Source organism: Bdellovibrio sp. SKB1291214, assembly GCF_002209355.2.
Taxonomy (GTDB): Bacteria; Bdellovibrionota; Bdellovibrionia; order Bdellovibrionales; family Bdellovibrionaceae; genus Bdellovibrio.
In genome coordinates this window covers 1,091,824-1,109,706 of sequence record NZ_CP106855.1, presented here as the reverse complement: position 1 = coordinate 1,109,706, position 17,883 = coordinate 1,091,824, and the positions used below count along the sequence as shown (strand labels likewise).

19 protein-coding genes are annotated in these 17,883 nt (G+C 44.4%); 14 read left to right on the top strand and 5 right to left on the bottom strand.

The genetic code is table 11. From position 1 onward, the window contains the following. Nucleotides 1–83 precede the first annotated feature (83 nt). The gene (locus tag B9G69_RS05505) at nucleotides 84–1,151 is read left to right on the top strand and encodes a transglycosylase SLT domain-containing protein (RefSeq protein ID WP_088615505.1); all 1,068 of its coding nucleotides are present in this window, start codon (nucleotides 84–86) and stop codon (nucleotides 1,149–1,151) included. Here B9G69_RS05505 and B9G69_RS05500 read toward each other — a convergent pair whose 3' ends face one another. Then, the gene (locus B9G69_RS05500; RefSeq protein ID WP_217897693.1) at nucleotides 1,152–3,548 is read right to left on the bottom strand and encodes a hybrid sensor histidine kinase/response regulator; all 2,397 of its coding nucleotides are present in this window, start codon (nucleotides 3,546–3,548) and stop codon (nucleotides 1,152–1,154) included. Nucleotides 3,549–3,767: 219 nt separating this feature from the next. Between B9G69_RS05500 and B9G69_RS05495 the strand changes: the two genes are divergently transcribed. Beyond that, the gene (locus tag B9G69_RS05495; protein ID WP_217897692.1) at nucleotides 3,768–4,193 is read left to right on the top strand and encodes an Hpt domain-containing protein; all 426 of its coding nucleotides are present in this window, start codon (nucleotides 3,768–3,770) and stop codon (nucleotides 4,191–4,193) included. On the opposite strand, the gene B9G69_RS05490 is transcribed toward B9G69_RS05495, so the two are convergent. Continuing rightward, entirely contained in the window at nucleotides 4,168–4,878 is a 711-nt protein-coding gene (locus B9G69_RS05490) for a response regulator transcription factor (protein WP_088615502.1), read from the bottom strand. The two genes, B9G69_RS05495 and B9G69_RS05490, sit on opposite strands and share 26 nt — an antisense overlap. A gap of 98 nt (nucleotides 4,879–4,976) precedes the next feature. Here B9G69_RS05490 and B9G69_RS05485 point away from each other — a divergent pair, with 98 nt between their 5' ends. From B9G69_RS05485 to B9G69_RS05470, 4 genes are read left to right on the top strand one after another with little or no spacing between them, the layout of a single operon-like run. Then, nucleotides 4,977–5,438: a hypothetical protein gene (locus B9G69_RS05485; RefSeq protein ID WP_088615501.1), complete on the top strand. Its 462-nt coding sequence runs from the start codon at nucleotides 4,977–4,979 to the stop codon at nucleotides 5,436–5,438. A 41-nt stretch (nucleotides 5,439–5,479) separates the two neighbouring features. Continuing rightward, entirely contained in the window at nucleotides 5,480–5,797 is a 318-nt protein-coding gene (locus tag B9G69_RS05480; RefSeq protein ID WP_088615500.1) for a hypothetical protein, read from the top strand. A 46-nt stretch (nucleotides 5,798–5,843) separates the two neighbouring features. Further along, entirely contained in the window at nucleotides 5,844–6,251 is a 408-nt protein-coding gene (locus B9G69_RS05475; protein WP_088615499.1) for a response regulator, read from the top strand. An 11-nt stretch (nucleotides 6,252–6,262) separates the two neighbouring features. Beyond that, entirely contained in the window at nucleotides 6,263–7,141 is an 879-nt protein-coding gene (locus B9G69_RS05470) for an SDR family NAD(P)-dependent oxidoreductase (RefSeq protein ID WP_088615498.1), read from the top strand. Between the two features lie 57 nt (nucleotides 7,142–7,198). Here the strand turns inward: B9G69_RS05470 and B9G69_RS05465 are convergent, their stop codons facing one another. Then, nucleotides 7,199–8,278 carry a hypothetical protein gene (locus B9G69_RS05465; protein ID WP_265437995.1) on the bottom strand — a complete coding sequence of 360 codons (1,080 nt, stop codon included), beginning with the start codon at nucleotides 8,276–8,278 and terminating at the stop codon, nucleotides 7,199–7,201. A 93-nt stretch (nucleotides 8,279–8,371) separates the two neighbouring features. On the opposite strand from B9G69_RS05465, the gene B9G69_RS05460 reads away from it, so the two are divergent. The 8 genes from B9G69_RS05460 (at nucleotide 8,372) to B9G69_RS05425 (ending at nucleotide 16,588) form a co-directional block, all read left to right on the top strand. Continuing rightward, nucleotides 8,372–8,941: an SLBB domain-containing protein gene (locus tag B9G69_RS05460; protein ID WP_088615497.1), complete on the top strand. Its 570-nt coding sequence runs from the start codon at nucleotides 8,372–8,374 to the stop codon at nucleotides 8,939–8,941. Beyond that, nucleotides 8,938–10,287, top strand: coding sequence for an O-antigen ligase family protein (locus B9G69_RS05455; RefSeq protein ID WP_088615496.1), 1,350 nt, complete (start codon nucleotides 8,938–8,940; stop codon nucleotides 10,285–10,287). The genes B9G69_RS05460 and B9G69_RS05455 overlap by 4 nt, the downstream gene beginning before the upstream one ends. 82 nt (nucleotides 10,288–10,369) lie before the next feature. Beyond that, on the top strand, nucleotides 10,370–11,551 hold the full coding sequence (locus tag B9G69_RS05450) for a polysaccharide deacetylase family protein (protein WP_088615495.1): 1,182 nt from the start codon (nucleotides 10,370–10,372) through the stop codon (nucleotides 11,549–11,551). 127 nt (nucleotides 11,552–11,678) lie between these two features. Continuing rightward, nucleotides 11,679–13,040, top strand: coding sequence for a hypothetical protein (locus tag B9G69_RS05445; protein WP_088615494.1), 1,362 nt, complete (start codon nucleotides 11,679–11,681; stop codon nucleotides 13,038–13,040). Further along, entirely contained in the window at nucleotides 13,037–14,170 is a 1,134-nt protein-coding gene (locus B9G69_RS05440; protein ID WP_088615493.1) for a polysaccharide deacetylase family protein, read from the top strand. Before B9G69_RS05445 ends, B9G69_RS05440 begins: the two co-directional genes overlap by 4 nt. Before the next feature lie 48 nt (nucleotides 14,171–14,218). Continuing rightward, the gene (locus B9G69_RS05435; protein WP_088615492.1) at nucleotides 14,219–14,599 is read left to right on the top strand and encodes a YkgJ family cysteine cluster protein; all 381 of its coding nucleotides are present in this window, start codon (nucleotides 14,219–14,221) and stop codon (nucleotides 14,597–14,599) included. Nucleotides 14,600–14,766: 167 nt separating this feature from the next. Beyond that, a complete protein-coding gene (locus tag B9G69_RS05430) occupies nucleotides 14,767–15,813 on the top strand; it encodes a hypothetical protein (RefSeq protein ID WP_088615491.1) in 1,047 nt (348 codons plus the stop codon). 40 nt (nucleotides 15,814–15,853) lie between these two features. Continuing rightward, entirely contained in the window at nucleotides 15,854–16,588 is a 735-nt protein-coding gene (locus B9G69_RS05425; protein ID WP_088615490.1) for a hypothetical protein, read from the top strand. Here the strand turns inward: B9G69_RS05425 and rfaE2 are convergent. Together rfaE2 and B9G69_RS05415 are read right to left on the bottom strand one after the other, a co-directional pair. Beyond that, a complete protein-coding gene (gene rfaE2, locus B9G69_RS05420; protein ID WP_088615489.1) occupies nucleotides 16,585–17,055 on the bottom strand; it encodes a D-glycero-beta-D-manno-heptose 1-phosphate adenylyltransferase in 471 nt (156 codons plus the stop codon). The two genes, B9G69_RS05425 and rfaE2, sit on opposite strands and share 4 nt — an antisense overlap. Before the next feature lie 6 nt (nucleotides 17,056–17,061). Beyond that, nucleotides 17,062–17,874 (bottom strand): metalloendopeptidase, encoded by an 813-nt coding sequence (locus tag B9G69_RS05415; protein ID WP_088615488.1) that lies wholly within the window; start codon nucleotides 17,872–17,874, stop codon nucleotides 17,062–17,064. Nucleotides 17,875–17,883 lie beyond the last annotated feature (9 nt).

Below are 17,883 nucleotides of genomic sequence, written 5' to 3'. Positions count from 1 at the left end.
AGGCCCTGATAGTTTGTCGGATGAAATTTGATTATCCCTGTATTTCCTAAGGCTTGCACTCTGATCTCCCGATAAGTTCAGAGATGAAACAGCTGGTTTGCCAATTCCTAAAAGTGGGTCTGATAGTATCCCTGACTTCGCTTGCTCAAGCGCAGTCGGTGACGCCAATTACAACCTCAACGATTATTCCGACGACTGCGGCTTCACCCGTCGTCACAGCAAACACGACGACAACGGCTACGACCACGACTGGAACAACGACCTTATATCAAATTTATGCGGCTCAAGTTGCAGCTGAAATGGCGGCAGCGCAGACACAAGCGGAAGCTCAAGCAAAGGCGACCCAGCGGGCGGAGCAGATGGCAGCGGCTCTTAAGTTGGGAATTCAGTACTGCCCATTTTTCCGTGAAAGCCAGGCTCAGAAAACTCGAAAAAATATCAACGATATAGAACGACAACTGGGTAAGCAGGCTGACGAATCGTCTTCCAAAGATCGGGCCATCGATACAGCAGAAAAAAAATCGGTTGCGGAAGGAAAAGCTGCAATGGATTTTCCCGAAGCCTGCAGTATCTTCATGAAGGATAATGGGGAGCTTGGGTCTGTTGGTAACAAAGTAATTGCTCAGATCCGGGAAAACCGCTCCGTATTTGCGGATAAAGTCCCTAAAGATATGGGACGTTACTGCAAGAATTACGAATCAATGAACCCTGAACAACGTAATATGTTTTGGGTTTGGGCCATGATGTCCATGGCTTCACATGAATCTTCGTGTGAACCCACGGCAGTGAATAAAAACAATCCTAAAGCCGTCGGCCTATTTCAACTGAATACTGAAACCTGTGGAGATGCGAATCTTAGGGATGGTTTACAAAATGCGGATTGCGCAGTGAAACGTTTGGCTACCGAGATGAGTAAAAGAAATACACTCGTATCGAAAACCGCTAATGGTGAAAATGGCACTTATTGGGCGGTGCTGTGCATGGGTAATGAAAAAAATTGTGGTGATAATGGAGATGCAGCTAAAAATACGTTCGCAATGATCTCTTCCTATCCAGATTGTGGCAACAGTCCCAAGTCCTCAGAGACAAAGGGCAAGGGCAGCCGTGGCACCGCTTCGGAGAAGTCATCCAAGCGCCGTGCTGTAAAATAACTATTTAAGAACTGATGTAATAGCATCCATCAATGTTTTCTTACGAATCGGCTTCGTCAGGAAACTTGTGTTCGGAATCAGTTGCGCGCGCAGCTTGGTTTCTTCAAGTGCATCGGCAGTCACCAATAAGATAGGTCTTTGGGGAAGATTATTCTTAACCTCAAAAGCACGCATTTTTTCAGCGGCTTCAAAGCCGTCCATCAAAGGCATTCGCACATCAAGCACAACGACTTCGGATTGTTTTGCTGTGTAGGCATCTAAAGCTTCTTTGCCATTTTGCGTGTATTTGACGTTCCAAGGTTGGCCATCAAAGTAAGCCATATAAAGCTCTTGGTTTCCCATGTCGTCATCGGCAACTAAAATATTTAAACCGTCAGGAATGACTGGTGCTGCAATTTCCACTTTGGGTTGAGCTGTTTCGCGCGCTTCTGCACGTCTTGCACTTTTTGTATAAAAGCCCGTCGTTGCAAAAACATCTGCCAACGAAAGCGGTGATGAGTCTAAGACGGGATCAGTAAGTCCCGGTGACTTGGTGATGATATCATCTTTTTTACCTAGCAAGATCACGTTACCGTGTTTGTGTAACAGGTCTATATCAGCCGCAGAGCCGATACCCGACGAAGCATCTAGTAAAATCCAATTATTTTGCGGGGAGTGAGAAGATTTTGAGTTGCGGATCTCTGCGACGTAGGAAAGCTTTGAATAAATAATCGCGGGATGCATGCTTAAAGCATCTGCCGACATTTGCAAATTTTTGTCGTCTGAAATCAACGTGAATTCTTTAACTTGATCATCAGGGGAGCGGAACGTTTCCACCCAGTTGGTGCTTTCAATAACTTCAACGTCAAGATCAACACGGAACAAAGTCCCCTTTTTAGGAGTGGACTCCACATGCAGTCGACCATTTAGTTTGTTCACAAGTTCTTTTACGATCGCAAGTCCCAAACCCACGCCGCCCTCAGAGAAAGCAGAGGAGTTTTCCACCTGGAAGAAAGCATCAAAGACTTTGTTTAATTTATCGTCTTGGATGCCGATGCCGGTGTCTTCGATATCGAAACGCAGTGTCGCAATATGACTTTGCTGTTGCTGAAGTTTAGTCACGCGCAAAGTGACGTGGCCGTCACTTGTGTACTTGCAGGCATTCCGCAGGAGGTTCAATAGAATTTGACGCAAGCGACTTGGATCGAAATTTATAACCGCAGGCAGGTCAAAAGCAAACTGCGAATAAAAACGTAAATCCTTTTTCGCACAATCACGTCCTGATATTTTAGAGATATCCGTCAGGAAGTTGATAAGATGCATTCGCTTGGGTTGCACCTGGAGTTCATTCGTATCGGCTTTTGCTAAATCCAAAAGGTCTTCAATCATTGATAACAAATGATTGCCTGAGGAGCGCATGCTGGAAAGATAATCATGAATCCGCTTGTCAGTGTCTTTCTCTTCACAAAGATCCACCATGCCCAGGATCAAATTTAGCGGAGTACGAATTTCGTGAGAGATATTACCCAAGAAGCGGCTCTTTGTAACCAAGGCCTCCTGGAGTTCTTGATGGGCTTGTTCTAAATCGTGCGTTTTTTCGATGACCAAACGGCTGACGCGACGATTTTGTTGAACCAGAACCCAGAACAAATAAGAAATGATCAAGGTGATCAAAATACTCATGATGCCTGTGATCGTGGAGGCGCTCAGTCCCTCAGCCTTTTGAAAGTTAAAATGGAAATGGACTTTCAAAGTCGTTTGCTGGGGCTCACCTAAACGCAAGGTCTGCAGCAGACTGTCATCACGCCCGATGTGCTTATTGATATTGCCGACACGAATCGACTTGTTATTGCCATCGGAAGTAATGATCCAAGAGTCTCGGCTTTTAGTATCTTCAATTTCTAACGATTCACTAGAGCGCAGATCGATCTTTTCAAATAAAGATAGCAGAGGTGCTGTAAAGACGAAATAAACGTTTTCACGGCTGCGTGACTGTAAAACATAGGTGATTAAGGGAACGCCTTCGCGTTCGTGCAAAACGGCACGACTATATTCCTTATTTTTGATGATCTCCTCGATACCACGAATGACCGGTTCCGAAGTCATCGTCTTACTTTTGTTTTCAGGTACCTTGGAATTAGGTGTATTAATTCTTGAGACCAATCTCAATTTAGGCGGGGAGGCTGTTCTTTGCCCGACAATTTGGAAAATCGAAAAGCGCTGAAATACTGTGTAACGCAAAGACTGACCCAAGAAAGCCATGTCCCGGTAATAGTCTGCGGGACGAGTTCCGATGTATTCCTCATACGATTGAATTCTTAGGATGCTGTTTGAGAGTAAAAGATCCAAAGATTGAATCATTTCGCGGGAGCGCTTAACTGATTCCGCACGCTGATCAGATTGCTCGCGATCTAACATTCGCTTGTGAATATAGAACGATAGGGAAAGGCCGCAAATAAGCGTTAGAACAGGAATCCACAGGAAAATCCGGCGGGTTTTCTTCAGAATGATTTTGACTCCAGTACGCTTCATCGTCTTACTCTCACAAACCAGAATGTAAACAATGTTAATTGGGTTTGAAGGTTTCTTCAAACCAATTTAAATTCACCATATAATCCGTTTGTTAATTTAATGCAAATGAAGGAGCAGCAAGTGAATACCGAAAATGACTTAGTCGTCGTCTGTAAACAGTTGAAAACCCTGTCAGGCTTTGACTCACATGCTTTTAATCATTTATTAGAGGATACAACGGCCAGTACCGTACTGCGTATTTTAGCTCGTTTTTCAGTTTCATTAAACGAAGCCATCCCCGCACTGGAGCGTGGTAGCAATTCTGGCGAGTCCGAAGTTGTTTGGAAAGCAGCGCACAAACTGGCAGGTTCCGCAGAAATGCTGGGATTTAAAGAGTTTGGGAAAAAGTCTAAAGATCTGAGCTGGCAATTAAAACAAACAGACCATATTGGTGATAGTGGAGAAGAAGTAGCTTCCTACATTGCACAGGCGCGACAGTTGTCTTCGCACCTGGAAAATGCATTTCCTAATCAGAAGAACTATCTTTCATAGTTGCTTTATAACCGGCGCTTAAAACAGTTTCTACTTTGACAGTACTTTCACTGATTTTCTTACGCAAGTGGCTGACGTGAGCGTCGACGGTTCTTTCTGTCACATATTTTCCAACGCCCCAAACTTGATCAATAAGTTGCTCGCGGCTAAATACCTGACCCGGGCGCCCACAAAGAATTTTTAGAATTTTAAATTCAAAGGGTGTGAGTTCAATTTGCTGATTTCCCACCTTTGGATTGCGCAGTTCCACACACATGCGATTTGAATCAATATACAAATCACCCAATTGAACTTGCTGAGTATTTTGTTGATAAGATTTTACTGCGCGCAGTCTGGCATCGACACGAGCCCGCAGCTCGCTTGAATTTGGTGGTTTTGAAATATAGTCATCTGCACCAATACCGAATGCTGCCACTTTGCTGATAATGTCATCGTCAGTGCTCAAAATGATAATTGGAACAGCCTTGGCTTTGAAAGAGTCCTTCAAATCAGGAAGAATCTTCATCCCGTTACCGTCTGGAAGTGAGATGTCCAATAGTACCATATCGAAACTATCACGGCCGGTCTGCACTATATTGAATGCATCAGCAATAGATTCGGCTTGAGTAAGAACGTGATCTTTCAGGACCGAAGTCAGATAAATAAAAAACTCAGAACTGTCTTCGACGCAGAGAATTTTTGCCATACAAAAGGATTTAAGCAGTGTTTTGCGAAATCATCAATTCATTTTAGCACGAAACCAAAGTGTAGGACCGATGATTAACAAAGTGTGAGGAGGTAGCCATGGACACATCACTGGCACTTGAAAACCAGATTACCAACGCTGTTCTATCTAATATGACATTGGAAGCAGCAGAAGCTTACCGTTTTTTAGTAGTGGAAGATGATATGGGCCAATGGGCCTTGTGGGAGAATATTATTCTTTCCACGTTTCCAAATGCAAAAATTGATTTCGAGACCTCAGAAGCTGGAGCAGAAGCTCTTCTGCGCCATTCGTTTCATACAGAGAAACCTTACGATTTAGTTATCTCTGATGTATTTCTTGACGGAGAAGATACAGGTATTGATTTATGGGAGAGGTACGGAGAAGTGTCTGATCACTTCATATTCGTCAGCAGCATGAGTTTATCAAACTTTGATGCGTTGGTGCATTCAGCACGAAATACAACCAATAATCTGCCTTTCTATATGCAGAAGCCCTTGCAGGTTCAGAATTGTAAGGAAGTCATTCAAGCACTTTTATAAGTAAAGAAGTATGAAAACGATTAACCACAGGAGGACATAGCATGAACAATGTAGAACTAAGAACTGAAAACATCGCCCTTCCCGAAAAAGATCAATTGCTCGTCTCATGTGGCCGCGTTTTAGATAAGCTCGCTGCAAGCGCACCTTCAGATAGCATCATGAATATGGCCGTAGATTTTGACGGTGAAGACTTTATTATTGATGTCGAACTGGTATCAGGAGAGATGCAATTCTCCGTCGTAGCCGATGCGAAAAGTCCGTACATGGCTTTAGAAAAAGCCGTGAAAGAAGTTTCGGACAGAATCAAAAAGTGGTCAGCTACACGCCAAGTTGAGACGATGCCAGCTACGATTCACTAGACGTCGTTGTTGTCAGAGTCTTTCGAATCATGAACAAGGAAGAGTCATGAAAAAAAGAATTTTGATCGTCGAAGACGATTTAGCTCTTAAGCCCATCTGGGAACATATTCTACGCCGTCAGTTCACGGAATACCATTTAGATTGGGCCGTTAGCTGCGAAGAAGCGCAGAAGCTTGTCAGTTCCTCGATAGTTCACGAAGCTCCCTATTCTTTAATAGTGACCGATTTATTCCTTTCAGGAGCGGGCACAGGCTTGGACCTGGTCCGCTTCCTGGCACGGGCTGTAAAATCCAGCCCCATCGTACTAGTATCCGTCGTAGAAGAAGCGGCCCTCCGAGAAAAATATGGTGATTTGCTCTCCAATATGCAGGTGCTTACAAAACCCATCAGTGTCCCGCAGTGTGATCGTGCCCTGGATACAATATTTGGAGTGGATATCGCACCTTCCAATTAGGGCGGTCGATCATGCAAATCCAAACACCCATAAAAAAAGTTATTCTAATAACAGGCTGTAACTCCGGACTGGGAAAAGCCATCGCGGAGAGGCTTATCCGCTCTGATCAATATCGACTTGTGTTAACGGCAAGATCGCGGTCCTTTGGTAGTTTATGCGAAATATTCCCTGCCAATGAAAACACACTGTTGGTCCCCTTGGATGTTACCGAAGAAAGTGAAATTTCCTCGGTGGTGAATAAGGTCTGTCGTCATTGGGGGCGAATTGATGTGTTAATTAACAATGCAGGAGTTTGCTATCGTTCGGTGGTCGAGCACATGGACTCCAGTGCTGAAGACCTTCAGATGCGAACTAATTTTTTTGGTCCTGTGAATTTAATGAAGGCGGTCCTGCCTATTATGCGTGAGCAAGAATGCGGGCATATTATTAACATCTCATCAGTTAGCGGTATGGTTTCTATGCCAACGATGGCTTCCTACAGTGCCTCTAAACATGCGTTAGAGGGAGTGAGTGAAGCTTTGTGGTATGAATGCAGACCCTATGGCATTGATGTTAGCATTGTGCAGCCGGGATTCATTAATTCTCCAGCGTTCAAGAATGTCCTGTTGTCGCGAAAAGCACGTTTAAGTTATGAACTGCACGGTCCCCATTCGGAGTACTACGATTCGATGACTCCATTTATTGAAAAATTGATGGGATATTCTTTCACAAGTTCAGAATCCGTGGCTCGACAGATTCAAAAATTAATCGAGAAAAAAAATCCACCTTTAAGGGTCAAGGTGACTTTGGATGCAATAGTCTTTGGCTTTTTACGCAGAGTGATCCCAGGATCGATTTTTCACAAGGTGATGTTTTATTTTCTGCCCCAGTCTAAACATTGGGGAAAATAAAAAAATAGGGCTCAGCGGAGGGACCACTGAACCCACGGAGGAAACTTTCACTTAAACCTATTGTACCGGAGTCGCCACAGGTTGCTGTGGGGAAGCTGCGGGCATTTGGTTTTGCTGAGCAGCGTTCATCTGTTGAATATGAGCTGCTTGTTGTTGAGCTTGCTGCTGTGCTTGTGCCGCTGAAACCTGTGCGATCTGAGTAACTACGCTTTGCGCGTGTTGGGCTTGTTGATGATAGTAGTTCAACTTGGCCACATACTCTTTCAAGGAAAGGTTTTCTTGTTTTAGTACCACGGACTGAGCCAGCGCCTGTTGCAAGTGGCTGAAATAGTCTTGAGCTTCCAAAGACTTTTTATCTAGCGCAATCTTCATTTCAACGATCTTGGTTTCGGCGACAGAAGTTAAATTGTTCAGTACTTCATTTTGTTGTTGAGCCGATGCTTCTACTTCACTGAAAGAGGCAGAGATTTTTTCGATCTCTTCATTCAAAGACTTAACAGTGTTGTCGCGCTCTTCGATAGTCGCCATCAAGTCAGCATTCGCAGTTTCAAGATCTGTTTTTTCTTGGTTTAACTTTTGAATATCCGCTTGGAATCTTTCGTACTGTTGTTCCCACAAGTCTTGCTCACGAGCCCATGCCGATTTTGCTTTCGCAAATTCCATGGCCGTTTCGTCTTTTAAAGCGCGAGTCAAATCTAAGTCGCGTTGAAGAATTTTGTTTCGTTCAAACATGGACTGAGAATATTTCTTTTCTTCGCTTTGAATTTGTAAAGCGCGGGCTTTTAAGCCTTGAATCTCAAGTTGCAGTTGCAGACTTAATTCTAATGACTTAGCGAGGTCCGATGACATCTTGGCGTTGTTCGCGCGTTCTGCGCTGAGTTGATCCGCCAACAATTTCATCTGTGCATCCAACGTTTCAGATCCGTAAGAAACGCTCTCGAGATTTTTAATTTTCTCGCGTAGTTCTTCTTGTGAACCTTTCAAGCCAGAATTGAATTTCTTCATCTGCTCTTGCATTTGCTCGTATTTGGGTTGAATTGGATGATTGCCATCCGCATCAGTATTACTGAGCTCGTTAAGTTTATTACAAATTTCATCAAATATTTTTTCGTGCTCTGGAACTGAAGAATTTGTCATAGACTTTATTCTGGTCTACGGACCGAAGTCCGTCATTCAATTTTATTGACAAGACTAATGGCTCTCGATTTAGGTCCAGTGTGGAGGTTGTTAATGATCGTTTCTAAGTGTTTTCGTTATGTCATTGCTCTGGTTTTTACTTTTAATACTGTTGCATTTGCACAGTCGCCTGATGTCCTTGGAATGAGTGAGACCAAACAACCTCAACAAGTTTCAGAATATATTTTTCGCTCGTCACCGAAAGAATCTTTGATCAGTGTGCAACTTTTAGGTGCTGTGAATAAGCCGGGTATCTACTACGTTCCGCCTTCAACAGATTTGTTGAAACTAATCACTTTGGCGGGGGGATCTAATAATGGTGGTGACATGTCTGAAATTACCGTCAGAAAACTGGAGCCAAAATCATGGGCTGAGATTAAATCGAAAGCAGTGAGCGAATATCAAGGCGCCTACGAGGTTGATGCTGAAAAAGTGATCAAATATGGTGGCGCGAAACAGTTGAAGCTAGCCCAAGATGATTTTATTTATGTTCCTCAAAAATCTTATATGGTCAGTGGAGACGCAACTCGCACGATCACTGTCGTATCTTTGGTTCTGGGCATTGCTTTGACGGCGTTGTTGATTAACAAAAATTCTGGTCACAATGGGGTTCATTTTCAATGATTCACGCCAAGGACGCCCGCATTTTATTTTTAATAAAATCCCTGGTGCTGTTGGCGTTCCTTTGCAAAGTATCTTTGGGCGGCTTGCTGCCCATTCCACGCGAAGTTCCCTATTTGATTTTTCAACAGGGGATGCATCCTTATATTAATGTGCTTTTAACTTTCTTGTTTGGTGTGCCTTTGGCTTTGTTGTGGTTGCGAGTTCGCACCCGCCAACACTTAAGTGGATTCTATAAGCTCTTTGTTTTCTTTCTTATGATCATCCTGGCCGTGCAGACTTTGCTGCAGGTCTATTATGTGAACCCGGATGAATCAGCGGTCATGCAAATCGGCGCGATGATGGTTTCACTATTCATGGTGGGCCTTTACGGACTTGTCATCCCCAGTTTGTGGAATGTTCAAGACTTTCTAAGGTTTGTGCAGCGTTGGACAGGTATTTTAGTTCTGCTATCATTGGTCGTTTTAATTGTTTCCCCCGGAGCCACGTTTAAGGGTGGACGTTTTATCGGCACATTTAAACACATCCCCCATATGGTGACTTGTGCGACGACGGCCTTTGTATTCTCCCTTGGCACTTTTCTGATGGACTCAAAACTGAAACATAAGATTTGGAGTGTCTTGATACTGCTGGCGAGCTTCTTGGTGATTATTCTAACGGGTACTCGATCTTCGGCGGCAGCAGCGATGTTTGCCTTTCTGCTCACTTTGATTTTGCATGAAACACGTACAACTAAAGGTCGTATGTTTAAGTTCGGTGTTGTTTCGTTTTTGCTAAGTTTTAGTTTGTTCTTTGGCTTGCAGACCTACGAACTTGCCCACGACATCGCGACGGGGCATTCCTCATTAGGGGGCAGGCAGGCTCAAGACGGAGTTGCTTCTCGTTGGGAAGAAGTCGAAAGGGGCGCCGAGATCTTTAAACAGGAACCTTGGTTGGGACACGGTCTGATGTCGAAGTTTGCATCGGGCAATGATGTCGATGTTTCAAATTATAACTCGTTCAAGGATCCCCATAATATTTTCGTCTCTGCAGGAGTTGTGGGTGGTTGGCCTTTATTAATTCTTGCTGCCATCGCGTTGGGGTTCATGACTATCGGTGCGCTGAAGGCATTAAAAACTTTCAGCATCGCCAAACGCCAGGTTGCCATTTATCTGCTCGCGCATATTCCTATCTTAGTGATCTATCATGTTCATCTTTCCATTGGTGGAATGGCGGATCGTCTGTACTGGTTGGTATTTGGCTTTGTTGCCGCCGCCGTGTTTGAAGGCGTTTCGGTGAAGTCTCCTAAAGCTCCAAATCAGTGCCCAATAAGGTCTGCTGACCAAGATTTTGCCATCTATTCTGCGTAAAACCGACTTCAGAAGTATTTCAACCGGGCACGGATAGTGCTTTAAAAACGGCGTCTATTTGAATTAACCCTGAGGATTCATTATGAAAAGGTCTCTTGTGTTCGTGTTCAGCGTGGGAATGATGTCGCTAACGGCGTGTGGAAATAACGGATTTGAAACCGTTAAAGCAGACTTAGTCGATGCGGTTACTGCGAACGAAACGGTGCCTACGGTGGATGATTGGCATGCCTCACAAAGCAATCCTGAAAAATTATTTCCTAAATGGAAAGAGATGATCGCCAATAAACAACTGACAGGTGCGGAGGTTTGCGAATCTTTGAAGGCATTGAAAGATGAGGACCTTGCCTTGATGGAAGAACAATTAGATGAAGCATCCAACGCCGAGATGTTGAAAGACTGTAAAGAAGAATTGGCTCTTCGAATTGACAATTATTTCTTAAACGACCGTGCCAATATGCCGTCTAATCTGGGTAACTTTTTTGAAGATGAAATTGCAAAAGCTGAACCCGTTCAACATGCGCAGTCTGCAAAAATGTTAACATCTGTCTCTGGTTCCTCAGCTAAAGTTTTTCCAAACAATATTCAATACCGTGACACATCGAATGGCTACTATGCGGTCAATGCCGACGTGGCTCCGGGTGAAGTGGTTTTGACTTTCGACGATGGTCCTTCTGAAAAATACACAGAGATCATTTTAAAGACTCTCAAAAAGATGAACGCCAAAGCAATGTTCTTTGCCCTAGGTAAGCAAGTTATTGCCAATCCTGCAGTGGTTAAGATGGTCGCTGCCGATGGTCACTCTTTAGGTGGTCACTCGATGTCTCATCGTTGTTTGGCAGCAAAAACAATTTGTAAGAACAATAATGGTGGCAAGATGTTGTCACTGAGTGAAGCGACAAAAGAAATTTCTGGCAGTTTGAATGCCATTAGAAACACGATTGGATGGGTGGACCCTTTCTTCCGTTTTCCATATGGAGAATATGATAAGAGTTTGACGTCTTACTTGAACGCGAACGGTATTGGTAACTTTTATTGGAGAATCGATTCCAATGACTGGAGAAAACAAACGAGCTCCACATTGGTTGAAAAAACTATGTCACAAATTAAAGCCGCAGGAAAAGGCGTGATCCTATTCCACGACATCCAACAGAGAACTGCTGAAGCCCTTCCAGAGATCTTGAACCAGCTTTATAACGGCGGTTACAAAATTGTTCTAATTAAACCTAAGAATGTTATGACGGTACCAGTCAATCCTGCGCCGTAATTTGTGCTGGGCCGCGCTTAAAAGTGCGGCCATTCCCATTTCATCATCTTAATCCTCATTACAGAAACGACACAGGCCATCCTTGTGAAAGGATGGCAAAACTATATGGTCGCGGGGGATTGGGATTATGAATGATCCACATTTAGAGCCAGAGCTGAGCGTTGGCGAAATCATGAAATTATATTTGTCACACTGGCGGATGTTCGCGGTTTTTACGACCGTTTTATTCACCGTTAGTATGATTATCTATGCGGTTAAAATTCCCTATGTGGCGACTACGTCCATAATTTTTAATGACTCCCAAAATTCCTCGGTTCAAGCCTTTTCAACGCAATTTTTTGGATTAAATAAATCCCTGCAAGAATCTAAAAAAGGCAGCAGCCTGTTATCCAAGCATATTGAATATTTGAAAACACGAGAGTTTTTTGAAGCGGTCCTGGCTAAGATCCCTGAACGTGGTGAATCCGGACAAATCTCTCTGGAAGAACGCAAGGGTTATGAAAACCTGCGTGACAAATATCTGAAGAACATAACTGATTCCCCTGAAAGTAAAATCGGAGTTTTGCAAAAAATAGATCGTTGGACCAAGGCACAATTGGATTCTGATTTCGAAATTAAAATTACGGCTTCAACTCCAGATCGCGCGACATCGTTATTTTTGGTCAACACAGTTGTTCAAACCGCAAGTGAGCTTTTAAAAAAGCGGGAGCTGGAGGAGATCAATCGTGTCGAAGCATTTATGGACGAGCAAAAGAAAGACGCCGATCAAAAGCTTGTCACTATAGGCAAAGAATTAAGCGAAGTTCAAAATCGCGAACAAAATCTTTTACCATTGGCCTCCAAAGATAAAATCGGGGATTACGTCAGTGAACTTTTAGTTCGTGCCAATGAGCTCAAGCTAAAAATCAATCAGAATTCAAAAATGATCGCTTACCTGAATAAAGATCGCACGCCGGGGTCTGCAGATAATTCGATGTATGGCGTTGGTGGTCAGATTGAAAACCTAAAAAATCAAAACGATATCATGAAAGATCAGCTGGGACAGATTCAGGCATCGATCAATAACTTAAAATCTGAATCCCGTGAGCTGCCATTTCAGGCGCAAATGGCCGAGGATCTTAAAAAGAAATCGGAATTGGAATTTGCCAGATACAAAGAGCTTTCGACGGCGCTGGCAAAACTTGAGGCGCAAAAGCTTTCCATTGGAAATCGTTTCGAGATTCTTGAATCGGCCCGCTGGGAAACTACAGTTCCGCAGATTGGATTGCTGGCGCTGGCATTGTTAAGTGTCTTAATCAGCCAATTTGTGGGGTCTTTGATTATTTATTTCCGCTACCTGTGGAATCCGAATGTTATTACGGCGGAGGCGTCTCGTAACCTGGTTGTCTTTGACGGTCACTCATTGGATCCTCGCGTGATTATCGAAAACTCAAAAATTAAATTGAATCTGAAGCAACCCGAAAAAGACGAAACAGTGAGCATTTTATGAATAAAGTAAAACGTACCTTCGGTTCAGCTGCTGCGATTTTATTATTGGCATCATGTGGAAATAACGTCGGTCAACAGATTCAAAATACAGTTCAAATAAATAAAGAGGCTTCGTCGTTAGCAGAGTGGGATGCCTCGCCCTCGAATCCCGAAAACGTGTTTCGCCAATGGCGCCAGGACAACAAAGGTCAAGAAGCCGTCGATAAGCTTTCAGCGCAAATCTGTGGAAAGCTAAAAACCCTGGACGGATTATCGCTGACGATTTTCGAAAACGAAATTCGCAACGAAACGAATCAGCCTCTTGTCATGCCTTGCAAAAAAGAACTTTTGGCACAGCTTGAAAGGCACTACACGGCAGAGCGTGGAACTTTGAAAATAAAAGTGAATGCATTATCGCAGGCTCCTTCTGGGAATAACTTTAAGTTTCCAGATAATGTGCAGTATCGCGATGTTTCGAAGGGTTATTACGCCAGAGCCGGAGATGTGGCGGCTAAAGAAATCGTCTTAAGTTTCGATGATGGACCAAGCCCTGAATATACCATGTCTGTTCTAAGATCCTTGAAAGAGGTAAATGCGAAGGCTCATTTCTTTCAACTGGGTAAAAGCATCATGCAGAACTCGAACGTCACCAAAGCGGTTGCAGCTGATGGCCACGCTGTGGGAACTCATTCTGTCACTCATTCATGTTTAGCGGCCACGCCTACCTGTGAACGGCTTATGTATAAAACATTGTCCTTTACTGAAGCGGTCGCCGAAATCAAGGGCGGGCACCAGGCGGCCTTTGATGTATTGGGTTTTGTTGAGCCGTTCTTCCGCTTTCCATATGGGGAGGTGGATGCGGAGCTGCGTAACTTCCTAAACGCTAATTCGGTGGCTGAGTTCAACTGGAACATCGATAGCGAGGATTGGAAAGCCCAAACCAACGAAGATCTTTTGAAAAATACTCTAAATCAGATCGACCGAAAGGGCCGTGGGATTTTACTTTTGCACGACATCCACCGCAGAACTGCGGAGATTCTTCCACAACTTTTAGCCGAGCTTTACAACCGTGGCTTTAGCGTAGTACTACTCCAACCTACGGATGCCAACGCCAGATTCAACAGTCGCTTAGTGAAAAAGCCAGTTCCTTAGGCGATAGTTTAGGCCCTGCCAAGGTTGGTTCCGTTTTTGGATTTGGAAATGAAAACGGATAAAGATCGGCCATCGACGTGGGTGAAATATAAAGAGGGAATGTGCAACGGGTGTCATGGGCACTGTTGCACTATGCCTGTTGAAATCAAATTGTCAGACTTGATCCGTCTTGGGGTGACAGACGAAGACGAAGCTGCCAGCGGAGTAAAAAAACTCTCCAAACGCCTTATCAGAGAAAAAATAATCGTTTCCTACAGAAGTGGCACCGAGTTCTTTATGCTATCCTCACGCCCTAATGGCGACTGCCTGTATTTGCACCCCATCACACGCCTATGTACGGTCTACGAAAAACGCCCCGATACGTGCCGAGAATTCCCCAAAATAGGCCCTCGCCCAGGCTTCTGCCCGTTAGGCCCTAAGCGGAGCTGAGGCAGGCCGTTCGCTGCCCAAAGCTTCAGAGGGAGAATGTCGATAGTTTGGACAGCGGAGGCCCCTAGCGCGGCACTGTCTCATAATGGGCTTCGTGGAAACGAATTTATCAGGGGCCCGCATGGCACAAGGGCTGCTCTTATATCCGGTAGGAATAGGAGCTTTTTATGAGCCTGAGGGATAATAAACTAGAAATTGCAATAGTGGTGGTGGGGCTGGTCCTCATTGGCAGCGTGGGCAATTTGTTTAAAGCCCCTGTTCAAAGAGCTCTTCAGAATAATGAAATCAGCTTCGAGATGATTCGTCCAAAGTCCATTTTGGCGGCATTGTTTGATTTAGGCGGCCGCGAGGTGGCTCGTAACTATGTAAACCCTTTCGGTAATAAGAAACCGACAGAAGAAGCTAAAACAATTCCTAACACCGAAGATAAAACAAAGTCCGCGGCTCCGAATAAGACAGCTCAGAAAAAAGCTGAAGAAAAGAAACCCGAAGATAAAAAAACAGAAACGGAAATCCGTGTCGTTGGCACTGATCCTGGTTTCAAAGCCGGTGGCAGTGATGGCGCAACGGGTGGTGCAGTGGGTGCTGCATTCATCACGGGTGGTACGACAGCGACAGACGGTAACAAGCAAGCAACAGATAAAGATAAGCTAACAGCTAATCAATGGCGCTCATTGGTGTTGGGCCAGCCAACAAAAGAGAATGTTAATAAAATGGTTGTTGCTTACATGGATAAAGAGCTTAACGACAGTGAATTTTACGGCATCGTGAACGAGCTTTTGAAAAACAGCAACACAGAGACTCAGTCTTTAGGTTTATCGGCGGCAAGTTCGTTTTACTCTTCCACGGCATTCAACACTGTGGCAACAAATTACAAAACGCTTTCGACAGAGAATCAAACCGCAGCAATGGCTTATATGTTAGGTTTTGCGAATGCGGGTCGGTTAAGTGCATTGGCAAGTTCTCTCAAGAACTCAGACTCCGAGGTCGTTGCTTTGGCTGCTGAGGTGGTGGTTAAGGGTTATAACTCGGCAAAATCGGGAACAACGACAAGCAGCACTCGTTCCCGAGGTGATGCTTTTGCGAATGCATTAACCAACTACGATCAATTCCGCGAAATATTCAAGGCACTGACGACAAGCTCCAATGCAGAAATTGCTTCCGCAGCGACCTTCGCTTTGAGTCAAATTCAATCCGGTGTTGCAAGCCTATAAGAGCTGGACAGTTTAAGGGATTTGCGATGACAATAGCTTCATGAAGCTCAGTCATCGCATTTTTATTTTCGTATCTGCTCTATTCTGTGTGTGCGCACATGCAAAGACTGAGTTGCCGCGAAATCTTTCCGATATGGATCAAATCCGTACATTGGAAATTCTCGGTTACGGAACTGCTTCTAAAGTTTTAGGCGATCCGTATCCATTAGGCGGGTATTCTGGAGTTGAACTCGGTGTTTCTACTCAATTCATTCCCGTCAGTGACCTTTCGAACTTAGGAAATAAAACAGAAGATAATGGTGAGCTTTCTTACTACACACTGACCTTGGGTAAGGGACTTTACTATAATATCGATGCCTTTGTTTATTTTACGCCGTCGCTGCAAAGTGAAGAAATGCAGAACTTTGGTGGACAGTTGCGCTGGGGTTTTTATGAGGCATCATTTTTTCCCATTTCATTTTCGGCTTTGCTTTATGCCGGTGGCGCAAACTTCCAAAACCTAGTTAACATCACGACGACGGGTTGGGATGTGATCGGGACAGTGAACATGGAAAACGTCGCGGTGTATTTTGGTGCGGGCCGAGTTCGCGCGCAGGGTAATTTTATCGGAGGCCCGGGTGGTATCACAGCGTCGGGCCAAACCGAGGCTCATGATATTTCCGAGAACCATACATTCTTTGGTGTAAACGTGGAAATTTCCAAAGCCTTTATTGCTTTAGAAGTCGATCGTTATACAGATTCGGTTTACGGCGGAAAACTAGGCTACAGATTCTAGTTCTGTTGAGCTTTTTCAATCAGCTTTGTCGTGGATTTGCCATCGATGAATTGCAAGGACATCACCTGACCACCATAGCTCGTTACGAACGTTCCACCGACGATTTGCTCGATTTTCCAATCGCCACCTTTGACTAAGATGTCGGGTTTAACTTTTTTGATCAGATTTTCTGGAGTGTCTTCAGTAAAGATCACAGAGAAATCCACACAACCTAAAGCTGCCAAGATTTCCGCGCGATCGTTTTCAACTTGAACAGGACGAGTTGGACCTTTGAGGCGCTTCACGCTGGCATCAGAGTTTACTCCCACAACCAGGACGTCACCCAAGGAGCGGGCTTCTTGCAAGTAACGAACGTGTCCTACGTGCAGAAGATCGAAACAACCATTTGTGAAAACGATTTTTTTGCCTTCGGAACGAAGCGGAGCCAAGGCTTCAGCGATATCATCAAACTTACGAACTTGGCCCATGGGAACCTATGCTTTCTTAAGAAGACGGGCACCAGTGATTTGACCGGCGTAGTCTTTATTCATCAAAGCGGACAAAACCGGGAACACAAAGAATCCCGTAGCGATCACTAAAGCGCTGCGAGCAGCCACCTTTAAATAGAACATCCCAGAAGACAAGTCCGCTGGAGTACCTACACGTTGATCAAATGCCCACTCCCCCGGAGTTGCACCCAGAAAGATGCGATTTAAAGATAGATAGATAAATGAAACACCTGCAAAGATCGCAACCGTCGCAAAGTACACCAAGTAATTCTCATCCGGTTGAGTCAAGTTTGCCACAAGATCAATTCTAGCGATAGATACCAACAAGATCAGGCACAGAAGGCTGGCCGCCATAACAAGCATTCCATCCAAAAGGCCCGCAGAGAAACTGAAAACCGTGTTTTTGTATTCTTCTTTAACTTGCGCTGTGATTTTAGTTTTTGACTTTTCATCAAATTCCAAACGGCGATTTTTTTGAAGAGTCTTAAGGATCTCATCCACCGCAGCTGTCGAAGAGGACGGAGATGCTTCGCCGCCCACTTCAGTCAGGTAACCGGGAGCAGAAGGAACTTGCGATGTTGTAGTTGGACCAGACTTTTTGCGAGGAAGCGGTGGACGAAGTGGGTCCACGGAGTTTTCCTCGATCAATTCCAAACCTTGGTTTTTCAAAAGAGTAGGAGATGGGGAAGCGGAAAAAGAATCAGCATCCGTTTCAAATTTAGCGGGTGCCGCTTTCTTTTTATGGAAACCTAGACCATCCGTCAGGGGCTTGAACTCAAACTCTTCGAAAGGATCCATTCCTTCTCC

Coding starts and splice junctions, on each gene's coding strand:
- B9G69_RS05425 (WP_088615490.1), top strand. CDS start 15,854: ATGAAGCTCAGTCATCGCATTTTTATTTTCGTATCTGCTCTATTCTGT.
- B9G69_RS05450 (WP_088615495.1), top strand. CDS start 10,370: ATGAAAAGGTCTCTTGTGTTCGTGTTCAGCGTGGGAATGATGTCGCTA.
- B9G69_RS05445 (WP_088615494.1), top strand. CDS start 11,679: ATGAATGATCCACATTTAGAGCCAGAGCTGAGCGTTGGCGAAATCATG.
- B9G69_RS05415 (WP_088615488.1), bottom strand. CDS start 17,874: ATGGATCCTTTCGAAGAGTTTGAGTTCAAGCCCCTGACGGATGGTCTA.
- B9G69_RS05495 (WP_217897692.1), top strand. CDS start 3,768: ATGAAGGAGCAGCAAGTGAATACCGAAAATGACTTAGTCGTCGTCTGT.
- B9G69_RS05490 (WP_088615502.1), bottom strand. CDS start 4,878: ATGGCAAAAATTCTCTGCGTCGAAGACAGTTCTGAGTTTTTTATTTAT.
- B9G69_RS05465 (WP_265437995.1), bottom strand. CDS start 8,278: ATGACAAATTCTTCAGTTCCAGAGCACGAAAAAATATTTGATGAAATT.
- B9G69_RS05500 (WP_217897693.1), bottom strand. CDS start 3,548: ATGTTAGATCGCGAGCAATCTGATCAGCGTGCGGAATCAGTTAAGCGC.
- B9G69_RS05505 (WP_088615505.1), top strand. CDS start 84: ATGAAACAGCTGGTTTGCCAATTCCTAAAAGTGGGTCTGATAGTATCC.
- B9G69_RS05440 (WP_088615493.1), top strand. CDS start 13,037: ATGAATAAAGTAAAACGTACCTTCGGTTCAGCTGCTGCGATTTTATTA.
- B9G69_RS05485 (WP_088615501.1), top strand. CDS start 4,977: ATGGACACATCACTGGCACTTGAAAACCAGATTACCAACGCTGTTCTA.
- B9G69_RS05435 (WP_088615492.1), top strand. CDS start 14,219: ATGAAAACGGATAAAGATCGGCCATCGACGTGGGTGAAATATAAAGAG.
- B9G69_RS05480 (WP_088615500.1), top strand. CDS start 5,480: ATGAACAATGTAGAACTAAGAACTGAAAACATCGCCCTTCCCGAAAAA.
- B9G69_RS05475 (WP_088615499.1), top strand. CDS start 5,844: ATGAAAAAAAGAATTTTGATCGTCGAAGACGATTTAGCTCTTAAGCCC.
- B9G69_RS05460 (WP_088615497.1), top strand. CDS start 8,372: ATGATCGTTTCTAAGTGTTTTCGTTATGTCATTGCTCTGGTTTTTACT.
- rfaE2 (WP_088615489.1), bottom strand. CDS start 17,055: ATGGGCCAAGTTCGTAAGTTTGATGATATCGCTGAAGCCTTGGCTCCG.
- B9G69_RS05455 (WP_088615496.1), top strand. CDS start 8,938: ATGATTCACGCCAAGGACGCCCGCATTTTATTTTTAATAAAATCCCTG.
- B9G69_RS05470 (WP_088615498.1), top strand. CDS start 6,263: ATGCAAATCCAAACACCCATAAAAAAAGTTATTCTAATAACAGGCTGT.
- B9G69_RS05430 (WP_088615491.1), top strand. CDS start 14,767: ATGAGCCTGAGGGATAATAAACTAGAAATTGCAATAGTGGTGGTGGGG.